Below are 20,989 nucleotides of genomic sequence, written 5' to 3'. Positions count from 1 at the left end.
CCAGCCTAAACCGATCGGGCCGCGCTGCGGGAACTGCGGCCGCAGATGACCTGTGGATAACCCATGGGCGGGGTCTGCGGGCGGTCAGAATGGGTGTCATGGACGGTGACATCACCCGGGGCACCACCCGGGGCATCACGGGGCCCGCCCCTGATCGGGCCGAGCCGCTGGAGCGGTTCGCGCGCGGCTTCGACGCTTCGGGGACCGGAGGCTGGGACCCTCCGGCGGCCCGAGGCATCACGGTGGAACGGCTGCTCGGGGTGGGCAGCAGCGCCCTGGTCTGGCTGGTGTGGTGGGATTCTCCCGCGGAACCCGACTGGCAGCTCGTCGACGGCTTCCCGCCGGCGGCCTTCGCGCTGAAGGTCCCCCGCGCGCATGCAGCCGGGCGTCCGCCCCTGCACACTGTCGCGGCCGAGCTTCAGGCGCTGGACATGCTGCGTCATGGTCATCTGGTCCGCGCCTATGGAGCCCTGGAGACCTCCCAGGGGCTCGGGCTGATGCTCGAGCCCTACAGCGCCGGATCACTCGCCGGGCTGCTGGGCAGCGTCGGCAGTGTCAGCCTCGGAGAGGTCGTCACCGTGCTGACTCCCATCGCGACCGCCCTGGGGGCGCTGCATCAGGGCGGAGTCGCCCATGGGGACGTCTCACCGGGGAACATTCTGCTGGCCGCCGACGGCAAGCCTGCGCTGGGTGATCTCGCAGACGCCGTGATCCTCGGGACGCCGCGCTCCGACACCGGGACTCCGGGGTTCGCCGCCCCAGAACGAGAGTTGGAGGGTCGACTGCCTCAGGGCGCGGATTCGGCTACGCGGCGAGAAGCCCGCGCTGGGCTGGCCCCGGAGGCCGACGTGTATTCCCTTGCTGCCGTCGCATGGTTCGCGCTGACCGGGGCGGTGCCCGCTCGGGGCCGTCGGCGGGCACCGCTGCGGAGTCTGCGCCCGGAGCTGCCTGAGTCCATCACGCTGCTGCTGGAGTCGGCACTCCACGGCGATCCGCGGCTGCGCCCGAGTGCGGAGGACTTCGCGGTCGAGCTCTTTCGCTGCGCAGCACCTGCCGCCCTGGACCTGTCACCGCATGTGCACGAAGAGGTGGTGCCCGAGCTGCCCACCCTGCACGGCTCCGACACCGGCCGCCGGCGCTGGGCGCCCAGGTTCGGAGCGGTCGCTCTGGCGGCCCTGGTGTTCGCCGGGCTCTGGCTCTCGGCGGGCATCTTGACCCCCACCCCGACGACGACGCCCGCCCCGGCCTCGCTGACCGCGCAGCCCGCTCAGGAGCAGAGCGACGAGAGCGGGTCCGAGGACTCCCTTCCGGAGGACCCGCGCCCCTGGCAGCTGCTGCACCACCGGGACCCGGTGCAGGCTGCGGAGGGCCTCGCGGCCCTGCGGACCCAGGCGCTGCGCGAGGTCTCGCGGGAGCAGGTGCAGCGCTACACCGCAGCAGAGAGCCCGGCCCGAACGGCTGAGCTGGCACTCATCGAGGGTTTCACCGAGCGCGGGCTGACCTACCAGGGCGCGCCGCTGGAGATCAGCGTCAGCGAGGAGCGGGACCCAAGCGGATCCGATCGGCAGGTCCAGGGCCTCGACCGGCACACACAGCGGGTCGCCGAGCTGCGCGCCTCGGTGACGGCCACAGGGCTGGAGACCGGCGCTCCGGAATCCCAGGAGGTGGTGCTGGTGCTGCACCGGCAGGACGGGAAGTGGCTGCTGCACGCCGTTCGTGAGCTCAGCTCCGCCGGAGGATGACGCTGCCACCGAGGACGATGTGGCATCGGTGGCGGAACCGGGCCAGACGCAGAACAGGGCCCGTCCGAATGGACGAACCCTGTTCTGCGTAGCGAGGTTCGAGGCGGCCGAGCCGCCCGGCTCAGGCTCCTGAGAGTCCTCGCCTGAGCGTCTGCCGGTCTCTAGAGTCCCAGCTGAGCTTCGAAGTTGCCTTCTTCCAGGCGAGCCTTCAGCGTCTGCATGAAGCGACCGGCGTCTGCTCCGTCGACCAGGCGGTGATCGTAGGTCAGCGAGAGGTACATCATGTGCCGGATGCCGATGGACTCGTTGCCGTCGGCGTCGGTGACGACCATCGGGCGCTTCACGATCGTTCCGGTGCCCAGGATGGCGACCTGCGGCTGGTTGATGATCGGCGTGTCGAACAGGGCCCCGACGGAACCGAAGTTCGTGATCGTGAAGGTGCCTCCGGAGAGTTCACCCGGGCCGATCTTGGACTGACGGGTCCGCTCGGCCACATCGGCGATCTTCTTGGACAGTCCGGCGATGCTGAGATCTCCGGCGTCGTTGATCACCGGCACCAGCAGGCCCTTATCGGTGTCGACCGCCAGGGCCAGGTGCTCGCTGTCGTGGTAGGTGATCTGCTGGTTGGCCTCGTCGTATTCGGCGTTGAGCTTCGGGTGCTGCTTGAGCGCCTCGGTGACTGCGGTGCCGATGAAGGGCAGGTAGGTGAGGTTCACACCGTTCTGCGCCTTGAAGGAGGCCTTCGCCTTGGCGCGCAGGTTCACGATGCGGGTCATGTCGACCTCGTGGACCTGGGTCAGCTGCGCGGAGATGTCCAGCGACTCGTTCATCCGCTGGGCGATCACCTGGCGGATCCGCGGTGCCTTCTCGGAGGAGCCGCGCTTGCTGGTGTCCACCTCGACCTTGGGTGCAGACTTCGCGGTCGCGGGAGCCTCGGCAGGGGCTTCAGACTGAGCCTGGGACTTGCTCGCCTCGGCGGCGTCGACCACGTCCTGCTTGCGGATGCGCCCACCGACCCCGGTGCCCTTGACATCGGCCAGGTCCACGCCCTCGTTCTTGGCCAGGCGGCGCACCAGCGGGGTCACGTAACCCTCGGCGGAGGAGTCCGAGGACTCTGCCTTCGGCTCAGACTTCGACTCGGTCTTCGGCTCGCTCTCAGCCGGGGCGTCCTTCGCGGCGCGCTCCTGGGGAGCGGGCTCCTGCTCCGGCTCGGACTGCTCGGGTTCAGCCTGCTTCGGCGTCGATTCCTCGGTGGCCGGCTCGGCTGCCTTCTCCTCCGCCTCAGCGTCCTGCTCCTGCTCGGCGTCGGCGGATGATCCGCCTGAGCCTGAGCCTGAGCCGATGAGGGCGAGCACGGCGCCGACCTCGATGGTCTCGTCCTCGGAGACCTTGATCTCCTGGATGGTGCCTGCCACGGGGGAGGGGACCTCGGTGTCGACCTTGTCGGTGGAGACCTCCAGCAGCGGCTGATCGACCTCCACGGTGTCGCCGACCTCGACGAGCCAGCGGGTCACGGTGCCCTCGGTGACGGACTCGCCGAGAGCCGGAAGAGTGATCTCCTGGGTCTCGCCGCCGTCGGAGGACTCTGAAGAGGAGTCCGAAGAGCTCTCCTCGGAGGTGTTCTCCTGCGCGGCCTGCTCGGTGGCCTCGGGCTGCGCGGCCTCTGTCGCGGCATCCTCTGCCTCTTCGGCCTCGGACCCGGACCCTCCGTCGCCCGAGGGCTCAGGCTCGGACTGCTCAGGCTCGGCGGACTCCTCGGCGGAGTCGTCCGAGGAGCCGGAGTCGCCGGAGCCGGACCCGTCACCGATCCTGACCAGCGGGGCACCCACTTCGATGGTCTCGTCCTCGGCGACGAGGAGCTCCTCGATGGTGCCGGCGGCCGGGGAGGGGACCTCGGTGTCGACCTTGTCGGTGGAGACCTCCAGCAGCGGCTGGTCGACCTCGACGGTGTCACCGACCTCGACGAGCCAGCGGGTCACGGTGCCCTCGGTGACTGACTCACCCAGGGCTGGAAGGTTAACGGTTTCAGACATGGTGTCCGACTCCTACTCTCAAAATTCGACACAGCCTCACGGCTGGAACATTTATCTCTACGGGCAGTTCTGGAAGGGCTCCCGGGCGTCCGGGAGACGCGGGTCAGCCGTGCAGCGGGTGGCCGAACAGCGCCATCGCAGCCTCGCCCATGGCTTCGTTCTGCGTGGGGTGTGCGTGGAGCAGGGTAGCGACGTCCTCCGGGTAGGCCTCCCAGTTCACGATCAGCTGGGCCTCGCCCACCTGCTCGCCGATCCGGGTGCCGATGCCGTGGACTCCGACGATCGGGCCGCCCTTGACGCCGACCATCTTGATCAGGCCGCCGGTGCCCAGGATGGAGGATTTGCCGTTGCCCGCGAGGTTGTACTCGGTGATCTCGATCTGGTCCTTGCCGTACTTCTCCTCGGCGGCGGGCTGGGTGTAGCCCACGGACATGATCTCCGGCTCGCAGTAGGTCACCTTGGGGATGTTGATGTCCTCGACGATCACGGGGTTGTTGCCGGCGATCTCCTCGGCGACGAAGATGCCCTGCTGGTAGCCGCGGTGCGCCAGCTGAAGACCCGGGACGATGTCGCCGATCGCGTAGATGTTGCCGACTCCGGTGTGCAGCCGCTCGTCGGTGATGACGAAGCCGCGGTCCAGGGTGATGCCGGCGTCCTCGAAGCCGAAGCCCTCGGTGACGGGTCCGCGACCCACGGCGACCAGGCAGATCTCGGCCTCGAAGGTCTTGCCGCCTTCCAGGGTGACCTTGACGCCGTCGTCGGTCTCTTTGACCTCGTTGAAGAAGGTGCCGGTGTTGAACGTGATGCCGCGCTTCTTGAAGGTCCGCTCGAGCTGCTTGACGATCGCCGGGTCCTCATTGGGCACCAGCGAGGGCAGACCCTCGATGATGGTGACCTCGGTGCCGAAGGAGGTCCAGGCGGAGGCGAACTCGCAGCCGATCACGCCGCCGCCGAGCACGATCGCCGACTTCGGGGTGTAGTCCAGCTCGAGGGCCTCGGTGGAGGTGATGATCTTCTTGCTCAGCGGCAGACCGAAGGTCTTCGAGGTCGAGCCGGTGGCCAGCACGATGTTCTTGCCGGTGTAGCGGGTGCCGTCGACCTCGATCTCGTTCTCCGAGACCAGCTTGCCCTCACCGGAGATCACGGTGACCTTGCGCATCTTCAGCAGTCCGGTCAGACCCTTGTACTTGCCGGCGACGATGCCGTCCTTGTACTCGCGGACCTTGGCCATGTCCACGCCTTCGAAGTTCATCTTCACGCCGTACTTCTCAGAGGTCCGCGCCTCATCGGCGAGCTCGGCGGAGTGCAGGTACGCCTTGGTCGGGATGCAGCCCCAGTGCAGGCAGGTGCCGCCGAGCTTGTCCTTCTCGATGAGGCCCACGGTGAGTCCGTGCTGGACTGAGCGAAGCGCAGCGGCATAGCCTGCGCTGCCCCCTCCGAGGACGAGTACGTCGAATTCCTGAGGCTGGTCGGCCACGGTCATTGCTCCCTTGCATTGAGTGAGACGTGAAGATCATTGTTCGGTCTGAGAGAGGCCCTCGGCGGGCGATCAGGCCCGCCCAGGAGCCTCTCCCAGGTGTTCACTGCGTTCAGCCTATCGCTTGTGCGCAGGCATCAGCCACTGAATCAGCGGCTCAGGCCTTCGAGGTAGCTGATCAGTGTGCGGACCATCACGCCGGTGCCCGATTTCGGGGTGTACCCGTAGGCGCCCTTCTCATTGAACGCCGGACCTGCGATGTCCAGGTGGGCCCACGGGATGCGCGTGGTCTCGGGGTCCAGCGGGTCGGTGGCGGCGCCGGCGCGGTCACCGACGAACTCGCGCAGGAAGGCGGCCGCATTCATCATGCCGCCGAAGCGGTCGCCGAGGTTGGTGAGATCGGCCACCTCGGAGTCGAATCCGGAGCGCGCCTCCTCGGGGATCGGCATCGGCCAGAGGCTCTCGCCGGCCTGCTTCGAGGCCATCAGAAGGGCTTCACGGAGCTCCTCGTTGCCCATCACGCCGGTGGTGCGCACGCCCAGGGCGATCATCTGGGCTCCGGTGAGCGTGGCCACGTCGATGATCGCGTCGGGCTGCTCCGCGGAGGCCGCGACGAGACCATCGGCCAGGACCAGGCGACCCTCGGCGTCGGTGTTGAGCACCTCCACGGTCTTGCCGCCATGGATGGTGATGACGTCCTCGGGGCGCTGGGCGGTGGAGGAGGGCATGTTCTCGGCCAGGCACAGCCAGCCGGTGACCTTGACCGGCAGGTTGAGGTCAGCGGCCGCCCGGACGACGGCGGCCACCGTGGCCGCACCACCCATGTCCAGCTTCATCGTGGTCATCGCGGCGGCAGGCTTCAGCGAGAGCCCGCCCGAGTCGAAGGTGATGCCCTTGCCGACCAGCGCGATGTGCGCCACCGGCTTGGCGGGGGAGTGTTCCATGCGGACCAGGCGGGGCTTGCGGGAGGACCCGGCGCCGACGCCGAGGATGCCGCCGAAGCCGTCGCGGGCGAGCTCCTTCTCACCCCAGACCTTGATCTTGAGCTTCGCGGCCCGTGCGGTGCCGCCCTGCTGAGCCGGGGCCTTGGTCCGGTCACCGAGCTCGGAGACGACGTCGGCGAAGCTCTCCGGGTAGAGGTGGCTCGGGGGAGTGTTGACCAGGTCGCGGGCGGCACGCACCGCGGAGCCGACGACGACGGCCCGGTCGATGGCGGGCCGGGTCTGCTTGTCCTTGAGCTCGGTCAGCACCTGGATGTCGCTGACCGGGGTGGCCGAGCGGGACTCCTCGGAGGTGCGGAAGTGGTTGAAGGAGTACGCGCCTATCGCGGCACCTTCGGCGATGGCTCCGACCTGCTCCACCGAGGCCGCGGGCAGCGCCAGGGCGACGGAACCGATGCTGCCGAGCTGGCGGACTGCGGAGCCGGCGGCGCGGCGAAGCGCCTCAAGGGTGATTCCGCCGGTGGACTCACCGGTCAGCGGCCCCACCCCGATGAGTACCAGCGTCTCCGACGCGAAGCCGTCCATGCCCGGCAGGCGCAGCAGCTGATCCGCCGCGCCCGTGGCGCCCAGCGCCTTGAGCGAGTCCGCCACGCCCTTGGCGGCATCGTCGGCGAGCGGATTGGGGAGCAGGATCGGCCCCTGGGGTCCCTTGGCGACGCCGAGCACGAGGGCGTCGGTGTCGGTCTTCTCGACGGAGGTGGAGACGGCGGAGAGGCTGGGCTGGAAATCGTGGATCACAGTGGTCCTGTCTGATTCCTGGGATGGTGGAATCGGGATAGGTCGTCTTGGTTCTTCTTGATCATCGATCCTAACCAACTTCCATGCGGGAATGCCCGCAGGTGGCATCCTGTTGTATATACGACTCACTGAGCTGACCCGGCTGCGACCAGCGTGACCGACGAGGCTCGGACCCCATATCGGAAAGAGGACCCCTCAGGTGAAGGACCCCCTGGATCTGCTGCATGTCCATCCCGCAGCCGATGGAGATGATGAGTCGAACTCCTCCATCAACCTCGGCGCCCAGGACGGGCATGAGTCCAGCGTGAGCGCCGAAGGCGGCGCCCTGGTGCTCCGCACGGACCAGCCACCCGCAGAGCGGCTGAGCCTGCTGGTGTCCTGGTCCGGCCACACCGATGCGGGCAGCCTCAGCGAGCAGGTCTCCGAATCCCTGCTCGGCACGCTGCCGCATCGGCGGCTTGCCAGCTTCGACGTCGATGAGCTCTTCGACTACCGGTCCCGGCGCCCGCAGATCACCTTCACGGACAACCGGTTCAGCAATTTCGAGGCGCCCTCGTTGGAGCTCTACGAGGTGCGCGACGCCCTGGGCCGACCGTTCCTCTTCCTGACCGGTGACGAGCCCGACTACCAGTGGGAACGGGTGTCCTCTGCGGTGCTGCAGCTCGTGGACCGCCTCGATGTGAAGCTCGTGGTGCTGGTGGACGCGCTCGGGCTGCCGACCCCGCACACCCGTCCGATCGGAGTGACGGCCCATGGCAACCGAACGGACCTCATCGAGGGCATCTCCACCTGGGGTCCCAGCGCGCAGATCGAGGCCGGACTGAGCCAGTTCCTGGAGCTGCGCGTCGCCGAGGCGGATCGCGACGTGGTGGGCTATACGCTGCACGTCCCGCACTACCTCGCCGGAGGACGGTTCCCGCATGCTGCGGTGGCCGCTCTGGAATACGCAGGTGCGGCGCTGGAACTGATGCTGCCCACCGACGAGCTGCGCGAGTCCTCGCGGATGGTGGAGCAGGACATCTCCCGGCAGGTGGAGCAGAACTCTGAGATCCAAGGCATGGTGGACCGGCTCGAGCGCAACTTCGACGAGTACGCCACCCCGCAGCAGCGGTCGCTGCTGGTCAAGGACGACGACGCGGTGCCCGACGCTGAGGAGCTCGGTGCCGCCGTGGAGGCGTATCTGCGCCATCACGATCCAGCTGCCGACGCCGAAGCCGCTCGCGCCGGCTCGATCGAGGGTCTGCTCGGGGAGTCCCCGACGGGTCCGGCAGGGGAGTCTGAGCCCGCAGGGGAGTCTGATCCGGCTGCCGCCCAGGACTCCGATCCGGTCGACTCTGCCCCGGAGGACCACCCGGAGGACCACCCGGAGAGCCCCGAGACCGAGCCGGAAGATCACGACCGCCGCGAATAGCGGCTGCGCCCGACGGAGGCTCCGGCGGGGTGCCGGGTTTTCCCCAGTGACGGCCAGCTGGACCCCGACAGCGGTGACCTCCACAGCCAGCCGCTGCACGGCTCGGTTGCCGGGTGATGCGATCACGCTGGCTTCATGGACGCACACACCCACGCACAGCATCCGCTCGACGGCTCGATTCAGGGCAGGCCAGCGCCTCCTCAGGGTCCGCTCGACATCCAGAAGCCGGGGGACTGCCTGGCCCTGGTGCGGCACACCTTCGGAAGGCTGCCGCGCGAGTCCCTCGTCGTCATCGGGCTGCTCAACGGCTACACCGGTGGCCACATGCGGATCGATCTGACGCCGGCCCTGCGCGAACCCTTCAGCTCCGCCCGGCTCATCGCCGACTGTCTGGCGGGGGAGGGATCCTCTCCGGCACCCGAGGCGGCCCTGGTCGTGCTGATCGGCGACGGCCCTGCTTCTGCGACCCAGGACGAGGCGTGGCGCTCCTGCCTGAAAGCGCTGCGGATCATGCTCGACTCCGAGTACTGCGTCCGGATCGTCCAGGCCTGGTTCGTCTGCGCGGGCCACGTCCGCGACCCGCTCGGTGCAGACCCACGCGGCGACGCCCTTCCGGGCCGCCGCATCGAGGATCTCCGGATTCCCACGCTGGGAGGTCTCCCCGGCCACACCTCCCGCCGGGAGTCCCAGCCCCTGGACCAGGCGGCCGTCTCGTTTCTCGAGCGCGCGCCGGCCGCTGACCCGGCGCTGGAAGTCCTCCTCGGAGAAGCCCGGCGGCAGCACGATCCGCAGAGTCACGAAGGGAGGCTGCGTCGTCGGCTGGAAGCCTGGGACCTCGCGCTGTGTCAGCAGCTGGACGCAGGTGAGCACGCGTCCCGCACTGCCCCCGCGCCGCGGGAGGGCACGCGGGCACGCACGCGCCAAGAGCTCAGAGCGGACGCTGCGCGCCTCAGAGAGCTCCTCGGGCAGCTGCACACCGGGTTCGACCGGGACCTGCTCATTCCGCTGGCCACGCTGGGACTCGATCACGCCATCATCGGGCTGCGCCATCGGCAGGGCGTCGAAGAGGCTCCCATGGACAGCGCGGAACAACACATGCTGCGGCGCTATGCCGCGTCCTTCCTCGGTGAGACCCATTCTCGCCCCGACTGGGAACGCGTCGACGCGCTCGAAGCAGTCCTCGGCGACCTGGTGCCCTATGCCCGAGCCGCCGAGCGGGAGAACCTGCTGTGCCTCATGGCGTGGATCGAATGGGCCAGAGGCCGAGGCAGCGCAGCCGGATCCTTCATCGATCGGTGCCTGCAGGAATTCCCCGAGAACGAGTTCAGCCGGCTCATCGAGCGACTGATGCAGCTCAAGGGCGTGTGTCTATGGGCCCGCGTCAAGCAGCACAGCTGGTCCTGGGCAAGGAGCGCCGTTCCGAGCGCCGACTGACCCGGAAAAGACGCTCAGATTGGGAATGCGGGCGGAACAAGCTATGTTGTGATGCATTGAGACCCTGCAACCATCGTAGGATCATACCCACCGAGGGGCTGTTGACAGCTCCTCAGACAAGTATGATTTTTACAATGGCCTTGACAGGGTCATAGGTGTGTTGACCGACAAGTTCATCGCATCTGCACCATATGTCTAAGTCGGAAGGTCACCGTGCCCACTACTGCGTCCAAGTCCACCGAAGAGAACACGGCCGCTGCAGAGGCTGAGAAGAAGACGCCCGCCAAGAAGAGCACTGCAGCTCGCAGCACCGCCGCCAAGTCGACCGCGGCGAAGTCCACCGCGGCGAAGAAGAGCCCTGTCTCTTCAGCCGCCAAGGCTCCCGCGAAGAAGGCGCCGGCCGCTAAGACGACCGCAGCCAAGACGACCGTCGCGAAGTCCACTGCGGCCAAGACGGCGGCTGAGAAGAAGAGCGCCGCTGCCGCGACAACCAAAGCGCCCGCGAAGAAGACCGGAGGCCGCAAGAAGGCCGCCGATCCGGTCGACGAGGTCCTCGCCGAGGCGGATGCCGAGGAGAAGGCCGCCCCCACCGCGGCCCTGGAGAAGGCCGTCGCGAAGGCCGTGGCCGATGGGGAAGACCCTGAGGCCATCACCGAGGCCTCCGTGAAGGCCAAGGAGGGCGAGGAGGAGGAGTCCAAGGGTCGCGGCTTCGTCATCTCCAACGCCGATGAGGACGACGCCCCCGCGATCCAGGTGGTCTCCGCCGGCGCGACCGCAGACCCGGTCAAGGACTACCTGAAGCAGATCGGCAAGGTCGCACTGCTGAACGCCGAACAGGAGGTCGACCTCGCGCTGCGCATCGAGGCCGGACTCTTCGCCGAGCACAAGCTGGCCAAGCAGAAGATCACCGACCGCCGGCTGCGCCGCGACCTGGAGCTCGTGGTCGCCGACGGCAAGCGCGCCAAGAACCACCTGCTGGAAGCCAACCTTCGTCTGGTCGTCTCCCTGGCCAAGCGGTATACCGGGCGCGGAATGCTCTTCCTGGACCTGATCCAGGAGGGCAACCTCGGACTCATCCGTGCAGTGGAGAAGTTCGACTACACCAAGGGCTTCAAGTTCTCGACCTACGCCACCTGGTGGATCCGCCAGGCGATCACTCGCGCCATGGCGGACCAGGCGCGCACCATTCGCATCCCCGTGCACATGGTGGAGGTCATCAACAAGCTTGCCCGCGTGCAGCGCCAGATGCTCCAGGACCTGGGCCGTGAGCCCACCCCGGAGGAGCTGGCGCAGGAACTCGACATGACCCCGGAGAAGGTCGTCGAGGTGCAGAAGTACGGCCGCGAGCCGATCTCGCTGCACACCCCGCTCGGCGAGGACGGCGACTCCGAGTTCGGTGACCTCATCGAAGACTCGGAAGCCGTCGTGCCCTCGGACGCGGTGAGCTTCACCCTGCTCCAGGAGCAGCTGCACTCGGTGCTGGACACGCTCGCCGAGCGCGAAGCCGGCGTGGTGGCCATGCGATTCGGTCTCACCGACGGTCAGCCGAAGACCCTCGACGAGATCGGCAAGGTCTACGGCGTGACGCGCGAGCGCATCCGTCAGATCGAGTCCAAGACCATGTCGAAGCTTCGCCACCCGAGCCGCTCGCAGGTCCTGCGCGACTACCTCGACTGAGTCTGAGCCGGACATAGAAGAAGGGTGCGGCCCGGATTTCTCCGGGCCGCACCCTTCTTCGTCTGGTGCTGCGTGCTACTTGGCAGTCACGAGCCGATCTGATTCATCGATCCACTCGACGGTCTTTGGTCGCAGCGAATCTTCGACCTGCCGGCCGTGGTGATTGCAGAAGAGCAGAACACCGGATGTGAGCGCCGCTCGCACGTAAGCCTGTGCTCCGCAGCGGTCGCAACGGTCAAGGGCAGTCAAGGTAGTGGGCTGGTTTTCCACGGTGCCAGTTGTGCCGGTCATGCTCTTCGCCTCCTCAGGTCTATTCTCCAGAGGTCCCGCAGCCGGGAAGGCCCGACCCGGGATCTCTTGGTGTTCAATAGAACCACGAACCGGGCTGTTTCATTCACAGCAGCACCCCGAAACCGCCGTGCTTTCGCTGTGCGCGTACCGACTGCGGCGCTTCTGCGCGGCCACGGAGCCGCGCGCGCTTACGATGACACTGATTCACCCCCACCACAGGAGGACACTGCGTGGCCAAGCGCTCGGAGTATGACGCCCGGCATCTGTCGGTGCTCGAAGGTCTCGAAGCTGTTCGCAAGCGTCCCGGGATGTACATCGGCTCGACCGACTCGCGCGGACTCATGCACTGCCTCTGGGAGATCATCGACAACTCCGTGGACGAGGCTCTGGCCGGCCACGCCTCCACCATCAACATCACCCTGTACCCGGACGATTCGGTCGAGGTCAGCGACGACGGTCGCGGCATCCCGGTGGACATCGAACCGCGTACCGGGCTCTCCGGCCTGGAAGTGGTCTTCACCAAGCTCCACGCCGGCGGCAAGTTCGGCGGCGGCTCGTACAACGCCGTGGGTGGTCTCCACGGTGTCGGGGCGTCGGTGGTCAACGCGCTCTCGGCTCGCCTGGACGCCCAGGTGACCCGCGGCGGGAAGGTCCACCAGCTGTCCTTCCGGCGCGGCGAGCCCGGAGTCTTCTCCGGTTCCCGCCCCGACCCCGACGCGGAGTTCACCCCCGCCCTGGACGGCTCGCCGCTGGACATCATCGGCAAGGCCAAGCGCGGGGTCACCGGAACGACCATCCGGTACTGGTCCGATCGCCAGATCTTCACCTCCGACGCCGGCTTCAACGACATCGAGATCGCCAATCGCGCCCGGCAGACGGCATTCCTGGTGCCGGGACTGCGCATCACCGTGCGTGACGAGCGTGGCCCGGAGCCCCTGGAAGAGGTCTTCCAGTACGACGGCGGCATCAGCGAGTTCGCCGATCACCTCTCTGCCGATGCCTCGGTCACCGACATCTGGCGCCTCCAGGGGCATGGGAAGTTCACCGAACGGATTCCGGTGCTCGCCGCCGACGGACGCAGCCACATGGAGGACGTGGAGCGCGACTGCGAGGTCGACATCGCGCTGCGCTGGGGGATCGGGTATGACACCACCGTGCGCAGCTTCGTGAACATCATCGCCACTCCCAAGGGCGGCACCCACCTGACCGGCTTCGAACAGGCGCTGCTGAAGTCCCTGCGCAAGACGGTGGAGTCGAATGCGCGCAAGCTCAAGGCTGGCAGCGACAAGCTCGAGAAGGACGACGTGCTGGCCGGACTCACCGCGGTGGTGACCGTGCGCATCGCAGAGCCCCAGTTCGAGGGGCAGACCAAGGAGATCCTCGGCACACCCGCGGCCCGCCAGATCGTCTCCAAAGTGGTCAGCAAGGAGCTCGAGGCCCGGCTCAGCTCCACCAAGCGGGGTGACAAGCAGCAGGCGACCGCGGTCCTGGAGAAGGTCGTCGCAGAGATGAAGTCCCGCATCTCCGCAAGGATGCACAAAGAGACCCAGCGTCGGAAGAACGCGCTGGAGACCTCCTCGATGCCGGCCAAACTCGTGGAGTGCCGCTCCAAGGGCGTGGCGGAGACCGAGCTGTTCATCGTCGAGGGCGACTCCGCCCTGGGCACCGCGAAACTGGCCCGCTCCTCCGACTTCCAGGCGCTGCTGCCGATCCGAGGCAAGATCCTCAACGTCCAGAAGGCCTCGGTGGCGGACATGCTCTCGAACACCGAGTGCGCCGCCCTGCTGCAGGTCATCGGAGCAGGCTCCGGGCGGTCCTTCGACCTCGACGCCGCCCGCTACGGCAAGGTCGTGCTGATGACCGATGCCGACGTCGACGGCGCCCATATCCGCACCCTGCTGCTGACCCTGTTCTTCCGCTACATGCGCCCCCTGATCGAGGACGGTCGGGTCTTCGCCGCGGTGCCCCCGCTGCACCGGGTGGAGATCATCCACCAGGGCCGCAGGGCGAACGAGGTCAGGTACACCTACTCCGAGGCGGAGCTGAATCGGCTCCTTGCCCAGCTGGAACAGGACGGGCTGAACTACAAGGAGCCGATCCAGCGGTACAAGGGTCTCGGCGAGATGGACGCCGACCAGCTCTCCGAGACGACCATGGACCCACAGCACCGTGCGCTGCGTCGAATCCGGGTCCAGGACGCCGAAGCAGCCGAACGGGTGTTCGATCTGCTCATGGGTTCGGTGGTCGCGCCCCGCAAGGACTTCATCATCGAAGGGTCCCAGGCGCTGGACCGAGGCCGCATCGACGCCTGAGTCCGAGGCCGCACGGCGAGGACTCGCACCGCCGGGCCGCGCCACGCCGCCGCTACTTCTACCGCATGTAGAAATAATTCGTCGAACAGGCCGGTCGACCCTCCTGACCTCTTTCGCGACCGGTACACTGAACGACGACGACGAGTGCACCTCGACCCCATGTGAGCTGAGACGTGACCCAACAGACTTCTGTCGCCCCAACCGGCGATTCCGCAGCCCGAGCAGCTTCTGCTGCCCCAGGCGCGGAGGCTTCGCAGCCTCAATGGCGACGCAAGGTGGCCGCCTATTGGTCCCTGACCAAGCCGCGCGTCATCGAGCTGCTGCTGGTCACCACCCTGCCCACCATGTTCTTCGCGCAGCAGGGCGTCCCCGATTTCTGGCTGGCGCTGGCCACGCTGGTCGGCGGCGCCATGGCTGCCGGATCCGCCGGAGCGTTCAACTGCTATATCGATCGCGATATGGACAAGCTGATGAACCGGACCAAGAAGCGTCCGCTGGTCACCGGCGAGCTCAGCCCCCGCGAGGCGCTCATCTTCGCCTCGGTGCTGGGTGCCGCCGCGATCGCGGTCCTCTGGTTCGGCACCAATCCGCTGGCCGCAGGACTCGGCGCAGCGGCGATCTTCTTCTACGTCGTGGTCTACACGATCATCCTCAAGCGCCGCACCGAGCAGAACATCATCTGGGGCGGCATCGCGGGGTGCTTCCCTGTGGTCATCGCCTGGGCCGCCGTTCGCGAGACGCTCGAATGGCCCGCGGTGGTGCTGTTCGTGATCATCTTCCTCTGGACCCCGCCGCACTACTGGCCGTTGTCGATGAAGTACCGGACCGACTACCAGACCGCGCATGTGCCCATGCTCGGCGCCGTCGCCACCGCAAAGACCGTCTCAGTGCAGGTGGTGCTCTACGCCTGGGCGACCGTGATGTGTTCGCTGCTGCTGATCCCGATGGGCTGGGCCGGCATCACCTACACCGCCTTCGCGCTGGCCTCGGGGGCCTGGTTCATCTACGAGGCGCATGTGCTGCACCGGCAGGCCGAGAACGGCACCCTCACGGACAAGAAGGCCATGAAGGTCTTCCACCTCTCGATCCTCTACCTCACCCTGCTGTTCATCGGGCTCTGGATCGACCCCTTCATCGGGTCTCCGTTGATGGGCTGATCCTCCCGGCCCTGATGGACTGGCTGTCTCGCCGCCAGGCGTCGATGCTCTCGGGCATCAGGATCCCGGCCGGCTGGTCCTGATCCATCACCAGCAGCGGTCTCGTGGTGTCGAGGGCGGCACTGACCAGCAGCTCACGGATCGGAGTTCTGCGCTGGACGGGCTGATCGGATGTCCGGACCAGACCGGCACAGCGCCGCTTCGACCAGCCCTGCGGGTCTTGCTGCCGCACGGCATTGAGATCCGCGCAGGTGATGAGTCCGATGGCCCGGTACGAGAGGTTCAACACCACTGCCGGGTCGGATTCCTCGAGAACCTGAGCGGCATCGGCCAGTGACCGTGTGCCCAATATGGTGGCACCTAGGGGTGCCATGATGTCTCCGATGTCGGTCATCGCCACGCTCCTCTGGGGGTAGTCGCGTTCCGTCTCTGACCCCGAAGCAACCGGTGTGTGGCGGGCGTTCAATGCGGAAACCGCGAAGCCGTGCGGCGCGCCTAGCAGTGGGCGGATCATGTCTGCTCCTAAGAGTGATGTGATGAGCCCCCTGCTGAACTCAATTCCAGTGTAACCACAGACCACACTCCCGGGAACCCGCCGATAATCAGCTCTGGACAGAGCAGACGACGCTCAAACATTCAAGTAAACTTGTGCCGTCGCTGAGGGCGGCGCCCACGTTCGGAGCGGAGATCACGATGAGCACAGAGTCCAAGCTGAGCGAACAGTTCCTGGACACCGACACTGCCGACGACGCCGTCCTTGATGCGATCGACACCGACGCCGCGGATCGTGACGTCTCGGCCGATCTGCAGATGTTGATCCAGCAGGACAGCGACATCTCAAGCTTTCTGCAGGGACTTGCCCAGGTGTCCGCCGAGCGGTTCAGCGGGACGCAGCCGGTGCTGTGCAGCATCATTCTTGACCGGTCCAAACGCAACGTCGTGGTCGCGGCCAGCAGCCCGGAGGCGGCACGCCTGGATGAGGTCCAGGCCGGCTTCGACGAGGGACCCTGCCTGGAGGCCCAACGGACCGATACCGTGATCAGTGTCGCCGATGTGCACTCCGAGCGACGCTGGCCCGGCTACATGGCAGCTGTGCGGGAGTTCGGCATGCGCAGCGTGCTCGCCCTGCCGCTGACCCTGCAGTCAGAGTCCGCCGCAGCGATGAACCTCTACACCAGCACGCCCGAGGCATTCGGTCCGGCCGAGATCGAGGCCGCCCGGCGCTACGCCGGGCTCGCCTCCAAGGTCGGCGTGATCGCTCTGCGCCTCGCGGCGTACTCGGAGAACGTCGAGCATCTCCAGGCCGCCATGGAGTCGCGCACCGCGATCGACATCGCCATCGGTGTGGTCATGGCGCAGAACCGCTGCAACCAGGATCAGGCCTTCGAGATCCTTCGCAAGGCCTCGAGCCACCGCAATATGAAGCTCCGAGTTCTCGCTGAGGAGCTGGTGGCCACGGTCGGACGCCAGTCAGCCTCCACGGTCTTCGACACCTGAGCCGCTGGGCTGCATGCTCAGCTCCCACGTGACAGGCCGCGCGCGGTTGGATCCCTGCGCGGACGTGGACCTCAGCGCGGACCCGCCTGGTCGACCCACCGCTGACCGGCCGCCTCCGGGGTCGCCGCTCCGGCACTGAGCGAGGCGACCCTCCGGTGCAGATCGGCGATCTGCGCGTCGGTGTCGGGCACCGAGAGCCTGATCCGTGCCTGGGCGCCGTCTGCGCTGTAGTCAGTCGCCGTCACCAGCGTGCCGGCGGCGCGCAGCTCATTCTCCCAGCGGCCCGCCTCTGTGATGGGCGCCTGCACGTCGAAGAGGCGCATGTGTTCCCTGCGCCGGAGCTGACCCTGCTCGCGAGCGCTGGTCAGGGCGCCGGTCACCGAGTCGGAGTAGGCGCTGACCAGTCCGCCGGGTCCGAGCAGGGTTCCGCCGAACCAGCGCAGCACCACGGCCACGACATCACTGAGGTCGGCGTCTCCACCGGGCATCTCAGACTTCAGCAGCGCCGCCAGGATCGGGGCCCCTGCGGTGCCGGAGGGCTCGCCGTCGTCGAGTGCGCGCTGAATCAGCCGGTCGGCGCCGATGACCCAGGCGCTGCAGTGGTGCCGTGCGCCGGGGTGGGCCTTGCGCAGCTGCTCGACCCAGGACTGTGCCGCCTCTGCACTGTCGGCTCGGCGCAGGTGTGTGCGGAACAGTGAGCGTCGACGCTCGATCTCATGAGTGATCTCTGCGGTCGGGCGCAGCACGGTATAGGGCCGGAGATGCTGGGGGAGGTCTGCTCCGGCGGGACCCACGGCGAATGCGGACATGTCTGAGGAGTCTACGACGCCGGGTGCGACGCCCGCGGCAAGGGCGTGCTTCTAGAGTGTGCTCCGTGCCACCAGGGCGGCGCGGCGAGGGGACTCTGGAGGCATCATGCGCAGTGCGGTCCGGATCGCGTCCGAGTCCTCGGCCGCCTCGGGGAGCTGCAGATAACGCCACAGATCCTCAGCGGAGCCGTCGGAGAGCACCGCCTCACGCAGCAGCGCCGAGAGCTCCCGGCGGATCCGCAGGACTCCCGGAGCTTCGCTTCCCGGCAGCAGCTCGCCCCGGTAGAGGTCCAGAGCCCTCTGTCGGTCACCGGCGGTCAGGGCCGCGCAGGCGTCGCGGGCGTCCAGCTGCACGGGGGCGCTGAGCCGGTAGGGGCGGGAGAGCAGGTCGATGCTGGGGGAGCGGTGCTGAGCGAGAAGCCGGCGAAGTCGGACCAGTTCGGCGCGGACCGCGACCTCGTGGTGGGCCTCACCGTAGAGCAGCTCGGCGAGCTCCTCAGCGGTGAGTCCGCGCTCGGCACCGCGATCCGCCTGCCATCCCAGCAGGAAGAGGATCTCCGCGTGACGCAGACCCAGCTGCTGCTGCGCATCGGAGGTGCCCAACACGGCCGGGCCTGCTCCGAGTGTGGTCAGTGTGGCCTGGGTGGTGGCGGCTGGTCGAAGCTTCAGCTCCGCCTCAGCCGCGGAGACCGCGGCGAGCAGCAGCGGCAGCGAATGTACCGCGACGGCCTGCGCGTCCCCGGTCAGGTCCACCACGCCCAGCATTAGTCCGGTGGCCGGGTCGCGCACCGGCACCGCTGAACAGGAGAACCGGTGTGCGGTGTAGGAGAAATGCTGCTCCCGATGCACCTGGGCGCCGCGGCCGGTGGCCAGTGCGAGGCCCGGAGCCGAGGTGCCGATGGCCGTCTCGGACCAGTTCGCACCTGGCTGGAAGGCGGAGCGCTCCGCCTGGCGCAGCGTCTCGCGTGCCCCTTCCACCCAGAGGAGTCGTCCTGCCGCGTCTCCGATCGCCACGATGAGCCCGGCCTCGGTCGCGGGTTCGATCAGCAGGCGCTTCAGCACCGGCAGCACCAGCCGCAGCGGGTGGTGCTGCCGATACTCGCGCAGCTGGACATCGTCGAGCTCGATGGGAGGCAGTGCGCTGATCGGGTCTCGCACGCCCCCGGCGGAACGCAGCCAGGACTCGCGCAGCGCGTGCGGCAGTGCGGTCCAGGTCTTCGGTTCGGTGGGCAGAGCCTCCATGGCACTCCTTCGACGCTCCTGGCGTGCGCGGGGGCTGCGGGGCAGCACGGCGCACCATAGGTGAATGTGTGCTGGCCCACAGTCTAACCATGCAACTGTCCTGCAACCTGGATAGTTCTACGCTGGGTGCATGTGAGGCACATCACAGCGTCGGCCGTGAATCTTCGGAACTCGGAGCGGATCGCAAGGCGCAGCGACATGGGAAGGAACCCGACATGACCATCTATGCACAGCCCGGCTCCGACGGGGCACTGATGAGCTACAAGTCCCGCTACGAGAACTACATCGGCGGAGAGTGGGTCCCGCCGGTGGGTGGCGAGTATTTCGAGAATCCCTCTCCGCTCACAGGCAAGAGCTTCACCGAGATTCCCCGCTCCAAGGCCGAAGACATCGACCTGGCCCTCGACGCCGCCCACCGCGCCGCGCCCGCCTGGGGCAAGACCTCGGTGGCCGAGCGGGCCGTGGTGCTGAACAAGATCGCAGACCGGATCGAGGAGAACCTCGAGATGCTGGCGGTCGCCGAGACCTGGGAGAACGGCAAGCCGGTGCGAGAGACTCTCGCGGCGGACCTGCCGCTGGCCGTGGATCACTTCCGCTACTTCGCCGGTGCGATCCGGGCCCAGGAGAGCGGGATCAGCGAGATCGACACCGACACGGTGGCCTACCACTTCAACGAGCCGCTCGGCGTGGTGGGGCAGATCATTCCGTGGAACTTCCCGATCCTGATGGCGGTGTGGAAGCTGGCGCCGGCGCTCTCGGCAGGCAACGCCGTGGTGCTCAAGCCCGCAGAGCAGACCCCCGCCTCGATCCTGGTGCTGATGGAGGTCATCGGAGACCTGCTGCCGGCCGGGGTGCTCAATGTGGTCAACGGCTTCGGCGCCGAGGCCGGCGCCCCGCTGGCCTCCAGCCCACGGATCCGCAAGATCGCCTTCACCGGTGAGACCACCACCGGGCGACTGATCATGCAGTACGCCTCACAGAACCTCATCCCGATGACCCTGGAGCTCGGCGGCAAGAGCCCGAACCTCTTCTTCGAAGACGTCGCCCGAGTCGATGACGCCTTCTATGACAAGGCGCTCGAGGGCTTCACCATGTTCGCGCTGAACCAGGGCGAGGTCTGCACCTGCCCCTCGCGTGCGCTGATCCAGTCCAGCATCTACGACGAGTTCCTCGAGAAGGCCGTGGCGCGGACCAAGCTGGTCAAGCAGGGAAACCCGCTGGACACCGACACCCAGGTCGGCGCCCAGGCCAGCAACGACCAGCTGGAGAAGATCCTCAGCTACATCGACATCGGTCAGCAGGAGGGCGCGGAGGTCCTCACCGGTGGAAACCGGGTGGACCTGGGTGGGGACCTCTCAGAGGGCTACTACGTGGAGCCGACCATCTTCAAGGGCCAGAACTCCATGCGGGTCTTTCAGGAGGAGATCTTCGGTCCGGTCGTCTCGGTCACCGAGTTCAAGGACTACGCCGAAGGCATCCAGATCGCCAACGACACGCTCTACGGTCTGGGCGCCGGGGTCTGGTCCCGCGAGGCGAACATCGCCTACCGGGCCGGCCGGGACATCCAGGCCGGACGCGTCTGGACAAACTGCTACCACCAGTACCCGGCCCACGCCGCCTTCGGAGGCTATAAGAACTCCGGGATCGGCCGAGAGAATCACCTGATGATGCTCTCGCACTACCAGCAGACCAAGAACATGCTGGTCAGCTACAGCGAGGACAAGCTGGGATTCTTCTAGGCGGAATGACCAGGGGGAGAGGAGCATGATCACGCGATGAGCACTTCACGGATCGCCGTCACCGATGCGGCCGCGGCGCTGCTGGTCCGGCTGCGAGACAGCCACGGGCAGCCGCTGATGTTTCATCAGTCAGGAGGCTGCTGTGACGGATCGGCTCCGATGTGCTTCACCCAGGGGACCTTCCTCACCGGCCCAGCGGATGTGCTGCTGGGCCGGCTGGACCCTGGGACCCCGGAGCCGGTGCCGGTCTGGATCTCCCAGGCCCAGTTCCAGTACTGGTCCCACACGCACATCACCATCGATGTGGCACCGGGCCGAGGCGCTGGATTCAGCATCGAAGGACCTACCGGCCAGCGGTTCCTCATCCGTTCCCGGCTGTTCACCGATGCCGAGACCGAGGCGCTGGAGCCGGTGACCACCGGCTGAGCC

The 20,989-nt window shown here is 67.4% G+C and carries 16 protein-coding genes; 9 read left to right on the top strand and 7 right to left on the bottom strand.

The genetic code is table 11. The features are described from left to right. The first annotated feature begins 98 nt into the window (after positions 1-98). Positions 99-1,742, top strand: a complete 1,644-nt coding sequence (locus LTH96_RS05835; protein WP_241464801.1) for a protein kinase — start codon at positions 99-101, stop codon at positions 1,740-1,742. Between the two features lie 161 nt (positions 1,743-1,903). On the opposite strand, the gene sucB is transcribed toward LTH96_RS05835, so the two are convergent. The 3 genes from sucB to LTH96_RS05820 all read right to left on the bottom strand — a co-directional run bounded on the left by sucB (position 1,904) and on the right by LTH96_RS05820 (position 6,991). Beyond that, positions 1,904-3,775 carry a 2-oxoglutarate dehydrogenase, E2 component, dihydrolipoamide succinyltransferase gene (sucB, locus tag LTH96_RS05830; RefSeq protein ID WP_241464800.1) on the bottom strand — a complete coding sequence of 624 codons (1,872 nt, stop codon included), beginning with the start codon at positions 3,773-3,775 and terminating at the stop codon, positions 1,904-1,906. Between the two features lie 103 nt (positions 3,776-3,878). Then, positions 3,879-5,258: a dihydrolipoyl dehydrogenase gene (gene lpdA / locus LTH96_RS05825; RefSeq protein ID WP_255727545.1), complete on the bottom strand. Its 1,380-nt coding sequence runs from the start codon at positions 5,256-5,258 to the stop codon at positions 3,879-3,881. Between the two features lie 143 nt (positions 5,259-5,401). Continuing rightward, the gene (locus LTH96_RS05820) at positions 5,402-6,991 is read right to left on the bottom strand and encodes a leucyl aminopeptidase (protein WP_241464798.1); all 1,590 of its coding nucleotides are present in this window, start codon (positions 6,989-6,991) and stop codon (positions 5,402-5,404) included. Positions 6,992-7,190: 199 nt separating this feature from the next. Here LTH96_RS05820 and LTH96_RS05815 point away from each other — a divergent pair, with 199 nt between their 5' ends. The 3 genes from LTH96_RS05815 to LTH96_RS05805 all read left to right on the top strand — a co-directional run bounded on the left by LTH96_RS05815 (position 7,191) and on the right by LTH96_RS05805 (position 11,513). Then, complete coding sequence (locus tag LTH96_RS05815; protein WP_241464797.1) at positions 7,191-8,402, top strand: PAC2 family protein; 1,212 nt, start codon at positions 7,191-7,193, stop codon at positions 8,400-8,402. A 135-nt stretch (positions 8,403-8,537) separates the two neighbouring features. Beyond that, the gene (locus LTH96_RS05810) at positions 8,538-9,836 is read left to right on the top strand and encodes a DUF4192 family protein (RefSeq protein ID WP_241464796.1); all 1,299 of its coding nucleotides are present in this window, start codon (positions 8,538-8,540) and stop codon (positions 9,834-9,836) included. A gap of 180 nt (positions 9,837-10,016) precedes the next feature. Then, positions 10,017-11,513 carry an RNA polymerase sigma factor gene (locus LTH96_RS05805; RefSeq protein ID WP_370644413.1) on the top strand — a complete coding sequence of 499 codons (1,497 nt, stop codon included), beginning with the start codon at positions 10,017-10,019 and terminating at the stop codon, positions 11,511-11,513. 75 nt (positions 11,514-11,588) lie between these two features. On the opposite strand, the gene LTH96_RS05800 is transcribed toward LTH96_RS05805, so the two are convergent. Then, positions 11,589-11,804, bottom strand: coding sequence for a hypothetical protein (locus LTH96_RS05800; RefSeq protein ID WP_241464794.1), 216 nt, complete (start codon positions 11,802-11,804; stop codon positions 11,589-11,591). 230 nt (positions 11,805-12,034) lie between these two features. On the opposite strand from LTH96_RS05800, the gene LTH96_RS05795 reads away from it, so the two are divergent. Together LTH96_RS05795 and LTH96_RS05790 are read left to right on the top strand one after the other, a co-directional pair. After that, the gene (locus LTH96_RS05795) at positions 12,035-14,116 is read left to right on the top strand and encodes a DNA topoisomerase IV subunit B (protein ID WP_241464793.1); all 2,082 of its coding nucleotides are present in this window, start codon (positions 12,035-12,037) and stop codon (positions 14,114-14,116) included. Between the two features lie 173 nt (positions 14,117-14,289). Continuing rightward, entirely contained in the window at positions 14,290-15,273 is a 984-nt protein-coding gene (locus tag LTH96_RS05790; RefSeq protein ID WP_241464792.1) for a heme o synthase, read from the top strand. On the opposite strand, the gene LTH96_RS05785 is transcribed toward LTH96_RS05790, so the two are convergent. Continuing rightward, positions 15,248-15,667: a hypothetical protein gene (locus LTH96_RS05785; RefSeq protein ID WP_241464791.1), complete on the bottom strand. Its 420-nt coding sequence runs from the start codon at positions 15,665-15,667 to the stop codon at positions 15,248-15,250. The genes LTH96_RS05790 and LTH96_RS05785 overlap by 26 nt on opposite strands. A 299-nt stretch (positions 15,668-15,966) precedes the next feature. Here LTH96_RS05785 and LTH96_RS05780 point away from each other — a divergent pair, with 299 nt between their 5' ends. Then, entirely contained in the window at positions 15,967-16,770 is an 804-nt protein-coding gene (locus LTH96_RS05780; protein WP_241464790.1) for a GAF and ANTAR domain-containing protein, read from the top strand. 71 nt (positions 16,771-16,841) lie between these two features. On the opposite strand, the gene LTH96_RS05775 is transcribed toward LTH96_RS05780, so the two are convergent. Beyond that, positions 16,842-17,579: a YigZ family protein gene (locus LTH96_RS05775; protein WP_241464789.1), complete on the bottom strand. Its 738-nt coding sequence runs from the start codon at positions 17,577-17,579 to the stop codon at positions 16,842-16,844. 51 nt (positions 17,580-17,630) lie between these two features. Next, positions 17,631-18,821, bottom strand: a complete 1,191-nt coding sequence (locus tag LTH96_RS05770) for a transcriptional regulator (RefSeq protein ID WP_241464788.1) — start codon at positions 18,819-18,821, stop codon at positions 17,631-17,633. A gap of 215 nt (positions 18,822-19,036) precedes the next feature. On the opposite strand from LTH96_RS05770, the gene adh reads away from it, so the two are divergent. After that, positions 19,037-20,560 (top strand): aldehyde dehydrogenase, encoded by a 1,524-nt coding sequence (gene adh / locus LTH96_RS05765; RefSeq protein WP_241464787.1) that lies wholly within the window; start codon positions 19,037-19,039, stop codon positions 20,558-20,560. Positions 20,561-20,596: 36 nt separating this feature from the next. Continuing rightward, positions 20,597-20,986 carry a DUF779 domain-containing protein gene (locus tag LTH96_RS05760; RefSeq protein ID WP_241464786.1) on the top strand — a complete coding sequence of 130 codons (390 nt, stop codon included), beginning with the start codon at positions 20,597-20,599 and terminating at the stop codon, positions 20,984-20,986. The last annotated feature ends 3 nt before the right edge of the window (positions 20,987-20,989 follow it).

Source organism: Nesterenkonia sp. LB17 (genome assembly GCF_022565915.1).
Classification (GTDB): Bacteria; Actinomycetota; Actinomycetes; order Actinomycetales; family Micrococcaceae; genus Nesterenkonia.
The sequence above is the reverse complement of the archived record's forward strand: the minus strand, read 5'-3'. Positions and strand labels throughout refer to the sequence as shown.

Excerpts from the sequence above, each read along its gene's own strand:
- LTH96_RS05835 (WP_241464801.1), top strand. The coding sequence starts at position 99 with ATGGACGGTGACATCACCCGGGGCACCACCCGGGGCATCACGGGGCCC.
- sucB (WP_241464800.1), bottom strand. The coding sequence starts at position 3,775 with ATGTCTGAAACCGTTAACCTTCCAGCCCTGGGTGAGTCAGTCACCGAG.
- lpdA (WP_255727545.1), bottom strand. The coding sequence starts at position 5,258 with ATGACCGTGGCCGACCAGCCTCAGGAATTCGACGTACTCGTCCTCGGA.
- LTH96_RS05810 (WP_241464796.1), top strand. The coding sequence starts at position 8,538 with ATGGACGCACACACCCACGCACAGCATCCGCTCGACGGCTCGATTCAG.
- LTH96_RS05800 (WP_241464794.1), bottom strand. The coding sequence starts at position 11,804 with ATGACCGGCACAACTGGCACCGTGGAAAACCAGCCCACTACCTTGACT.
- LTH96_RS05785 (WP_241464791.1), bottom strand. The coding sequence starts at position 15,667 with ATGACCGACATCGGAGACATCATGGCACCCCTAGGTGCCACCATATTG.
- LTH96_RS05780 (WP_241464790.1), top strand. The coding sequence starts at position 15,967 with ATGAGCACAGAGTCCAAGCTGAGCGAACAGTTCCTGGACACCGACACT.
- LTH96_RS05775 (WP_241464789.1), bottom strand. The coding sequence starts at position 17,579 with ATGTCCGCATTCGCCGTGGGTCCCGCCGGAGCAGACCTCCCCCAGCAT.
- LTH96_RS05770 (WP_241464788.1), bottom strand. The coding sequence starts at position 18,821 with ATGGAGGCTCTGCCCACCGAACCGAAGACCTGGACCGCACTGCCGCAC.
- adh (WP_241464787.1), top strand. The coding sequence starts at position 19,037 with ATGACCATCTATGCACAGCCCGGCTCCGACGGGGCACTGATGAGCTAC.
- LTH96_RS05760 (WP_241464786.1), top strand. The coding sequence starts at position 20,597 with ATGAGCACTTCACGGATCGCCGTCACCGATGCGGCCGCGGCGCTGCTG.